This is a genomic window from Streptomyces humidus (assembly GCF_014649655.1).
GTDB classification, from domain to species: domain Bacteria; phylum Actinomycetota; class Actinomycetes; order Streptomycetales; family Streptomycetaceae; genus Streptomyces; species Streptomyces humidus.
The window spans coordinates 1-4,478 of record NZ_BMTL01000093.1; the positions used below are offsets into that span (position 1 = coordinate 1).

The window sequence follows — 4,478 nt, forward strand, 5'->3', positions numbered from 1 at the left end:
AAGGAGCCAACGCCCCCTCACACGCCTCCATCGACGCCGCGAACACCGGCGACACCTCCCACAACTCCCGCCCCATCCCCACCCACTGCGCCCCCTGCCCCGGAAACACGAACACCGTTCCGTCGGGCACCACGTCGAAGCTTCCGGTCACCGCTCCGGGAGCCGTACCGGCGTTGCCGGCCAAGTCACTCAGCTGTGCGACGAGTTCGTCGCGCTCCGTACCGAGGACGACCGCCCGGTTCTCGAACGCGGCTCGCGTCGCGGCCAGTGACCACGCCACGTCCACCGGCCGGACATCCTCGCCGGCCGACTCCACGGACGCGGCCAGGCGGCCGGCCTGACCGGCCAGCCCCTCCCCACCACGGCCCGACACCACCCACGGCACCAGGCCCTCGGTCGCGAAGACCGGTGCCGCGGTGTCGTCGGTGGTCTCCCGGTCCTGCGTCCCGGGGTCGGCCTCGGGCGCCTCTTCCAGGATCACATGGGCGTTGGTGCCGCTGCCGCCGAAGGAGGACACGCCCGCGCGGCGGGGGCGGCCGGTCTCGGGCCACTCCTGGTTCTCGGTGAGGAGTTCGACCGCGCCGGACGACCAGTCGACGTGCGGGGTCGGCTCGTCCAGGTGCAGCAGCTTCGGAAGGACGCCGTGGTGCATGGCGAGCACCATCTTGATGACGCCCGCGACACCCGAGCCGGCTTGCAGGTGACCGATGTTGGACTTCAGGGAGCCCGTCAGAAGCGGTTCCTCGCGGTCCTGTCCGTAGGTGGCGAGGAGGGCCTGCGCCTCGATCGGGTCGCCCAGCGTGGTCCCCGTGCCGTGTGCCTCCACGGCGTCCACGAGTGAGGCGCTCAGCCGGGCGTTGGCCAGGGCCGCGCGGATCACGCGCTCCTGCGCGGGGCCGTTGGGCGCTGTCAGACCGTTGCTCGCACCGTCCTGGTTGACCGCCGAACCACGCACCACCGCCAGCACCGGATGACCGTTGCGCCGGGCGTCCGACAACCGCTCCAGCAACAGCACCCCCACACCCTCACCCCAGCCGGTACCGTCCGCCCCCGCCGCGAACGGCTTGCACCGACCGTCCGGCGCAAGCCCCCGCTGCCTGCTGAACTCCACGAAGTTCCGGGGGCCGGCCATGACGGTGGCTCCGGCGGCGAGGGCCAGGCGGCACTCGTCCTGGCGCAGGGACTGGACGGCGAGATGCAGCGCCACCAGCGACGAGGAACACATGGTGTCGACGGTGACGGCGGGGCCCTCGAAGCCGAGGGTGTAGGCGATGCGGCCGGAGAGCACCGCGCCGGAGCCACCCGTCAGCATGTGTCCCTCGACGCGGTCCCGGGCCCGGGCGGCGGCAGCCCCGTACCCCTGGTCGCTGCTGCCGACGAACACGCCCGCCTTCTCGCCGCGCAGGGTGCCCGGGTCGATCCCGGCGCGCTCCAGAACCTCCCAGGAGGTCTCCAGCAGCAGCCGCTGCTGCGGGTCCATCATGGTCGCCTCGCGCGGCGAGATGCCGAAGAACGCGGGATCGAAGTCGGCCGCGTCGTGGAGGAACGAGCCGGAGCGGGTGTAGCTCGTGCCCTGGTGCTCCGGGTCTGGGTGGTACAGGTTCCCCAGGTCCCAGCCGCGGTTCGAGGGCAGCTCGGAGACGGTGTCGACGCCCGCCGCCAGCATGTCCCAGAAGTCCTCGGGGGTGTGGGCGTTGCCGGGGAAGCGGCAGCTCATCGAGACGATGGCGATGGGCTCCTGCTGCCGGGCCTCGACCTCCTGAAGGCGTCGGCGGGTCTGCCGAAGGTCGGTAGTGACCAGCTTGAGGTAGTCGCGGAGCTTGTCCTCGTTAGCCATGAACGTCATCAGTCCCTAGAGCAGGCCCGAAGGCTTGAAGTCACCCATGTGGCTGCGGCGTTGGCAACCGGGCGGGCGGACGGGGTGGTTCGGTGCTGGGGGTGCGGGGGTGCTGGGGTGCTGGGGTGTTGCCGGGGTGCTGGGGGGGGTGGCGCGGTGGGGGTGGGAAGGGGTGAGCCGGACGGGGCGGCCAGGGGGGAGTGCACCGCCCCGCCGGCGGTCTAGTTGAGGCCGAGTTCCTTGTCGATCAGGTCGAACATCTCGTCGTCCGAGACGATGTCGAGCACCACGTCGTCGGGGTCCTCGCCGGCCGGTGTCTGCGCCGGACCGTCCGACAGGCGCCACAGCAGCGCCTGCAACCGGGTGGCGATCCTGGTCCGGGAGACGTCGTCGGCGGGGTCGAGCCCGGCGACGGCCGCCTCCAACGCGTCGAGCTGCGTGAGGTCACCCGCGTCCGCGTGAGGCGTCGGCGGGGCGAGTTCGGACAGCAGGCGTTCGCCGAGGGCGGCCGGGGTGGGATGGTCGAAGACGAGAGTCGCGGGCAGGCCGAGACCGGTGGCCTCCTTCAGCCGGTTGCGCAGCTCCACCGCGGTCAGGGAGTCGAACCCCAGATCACGGAAGGCGTGCCCGGCGCCGATGGCGCCGGTTCCGTCATGGCCGAGGACCACCGCGACGTGGGTCCGCACGAGCTGGAGGACGGCCAGTTCCTGCTCGGCCCGGCTCAGGCCGGCCAGCCGCTCGGCGAACCGGCGCGCCGGACCGGCGTCGTCCTCGGCCGCGCCGACGGGGACCTGCGCGGCATCGAGGAGCCGCGCCTCCGGAATCTCGTCGAAGAGGCGCCGTCGACGGGCGGCCGAGTAGGTCGCCGCGAACCGTTCCCAGATCACCTGGGCGACGACCAGGACGGTCTCGTCGTGAGCGAGAGCCTGCTGTACGGCGCTCACGGCGACATCGGGATCCATCATGGGTACGCCGTAGCGGCGCAGCCGGTCGCCCTCGGCCTCGTGCACCATGCCGCCGCCGGCCCAGGCGCCCCACGCGAGGGAGGTGGCCGTCCGGCCCCGGCCGCGGCGCCACTCCGCGAACGCGTCGAGGTAGGCGTTGGCCGCCGCGTAACCGAAGTGGCCTCCGTCGCCCCAGACGCCCGCGCCCGACGAGAACAGGACGAAGGCGTCCAGCGGACGGTCGCCGAGCAGCGCGTCGAGATGCAGGGCGCCGGCGATCTTCGCGCGCATCACCTCGTGCAGGGCATCGAGGTCCGTGTCCTCGATCGCGGCAGCCGGCGGTTCGGCGCCCGCCGCATGCACCACGGCCTTGACCGGTGCGTCCTGTGGCACCCCCGACAGCACCTCGGCCAGGGCCTCCCGGTCGGTGATGTCGCAGGCGGCGACGGTGACGCGGGCGCCGAGCGCGGTGAGTTCCCGCTCCAGTGCGTCCGCGCCGGGAGCGTCCGGACCCCGGCGGCTGACGAGCAGCAGATGCCCGGCACCGGTGGCGGCCAGCCGTCGGGCCAGGTGAGCGCCGAGAGCTCCGGTACCGCCGGTGATGAGCGTGGTCCCGGTGAAGCCGACCGTACGCCGCTCGCCCGCCTCGGGGTCGACCGGGTTGCGGACCATGCGGCGTACGTACAGTCCGTCCTCGCGCACCGCGAACTGGTCCTCGTCCTCGTCGCCCGCCAGAGCGGTGAGGAAACGGTCTCCGACACCGGCGCCGGGTCCCGCGAGGACGTCGCCGGACGTGTGCTCGTCACCGGGAGGCGCGGGGAGGTCGATGAGGCCTCCCCATCGCCGGGGATGGTCGAGACCGTAGACCCGGCCCAGACCCCAGACCGCCGCCTGCCCGGGCAGCGGTCCGGCGGCCTGCGGCGTGGCGGGGCCGGGCACGCCGACCGCTCCCCGGGTGACCGTCCACAGCGGTGTCTCGGCGTCCGTGTCCGTGAGGGCCTGCATGAGCAGGAAGGTGGCCGTGACGACCGCGGGAACTCCGGGGGAATCCGGCTCGTCGGCGGCGCGGTCACCGCAGGACGCCAGCGGAAGCAGATTGAGTACGCCGCCGATGAGCGGGTTCCGCTCGAAGGCCTCGCGGAGGCGGTCCGTGAGGGCTGCTCGATCCGCTCGCGTCACGTCGAGGACGACCGTGACGACGTCGTCGACCTCCTTGTGGCCGCGCAGTTCCTCGACCAGTTCGTGGGCGGTGCCCCCGGCGCCACCGTCGGCATCGGGCAGCACGACGAGCCAGTGCGACGCCAACGGGCCCGGCCCTGCCGCCGACGCGCCGGCCGGCCGCCATGTCACCGCGTAGCGCCAGGAGTCCAGCACGGCGCTCTCCCGCTTACGCCGGCGCCACTTCGCCAGAACGGGCAGCGCCGGTTCCACCGTGTCGAGCGTCTCGCGCCGTTCCGGCGCCAGGTCGAGAGTTTCGGCGAGGGCTTTCAGGTCCTCGCGTTCGACGGCCTCCCAGAAGCGGGCGTCCACGTCGTCGGCGGAGGGGCCGGCGGGGGCGGGCTCAGGAGCGTCGAGCCAGTAGCGCCGGTGCTGGAAGGCATAGGTGGGCAGCGGGACCGTGCGCGCGTCCCGACCGGCCAGAACGGCCGTCCAGTCCACCCCCACACCCCGCACCCACGCCTCCGCCAACGACATCA

2 protein-coding genes are annotated in these 4,478 nt (G+C 73.0%); both read right to left on the reverse strand.

All coding sequences use genetic code 11. From position 1 onward, the window contains the following. The coding region (locus tag IE239_RS41095) for a type I polyketide synthase (RefSeq protein WP_190154549.1) at positions 1 to 1,837 on the reverse strand (1,837 nt) is incomplete at its 3' end. A 221-nt stretch (positions 1,838 to 2,058) separates the two neighbouring features. Further along, positions 2,059 to 4,478 (reverse strand): SDR family NAD(P)-dependent oxidoreductase (locus IE239_RS41100; RefSeq protein WP_229878808.1); only part of this gene is annotated, 2,420 nt, incomplete at its 5' end.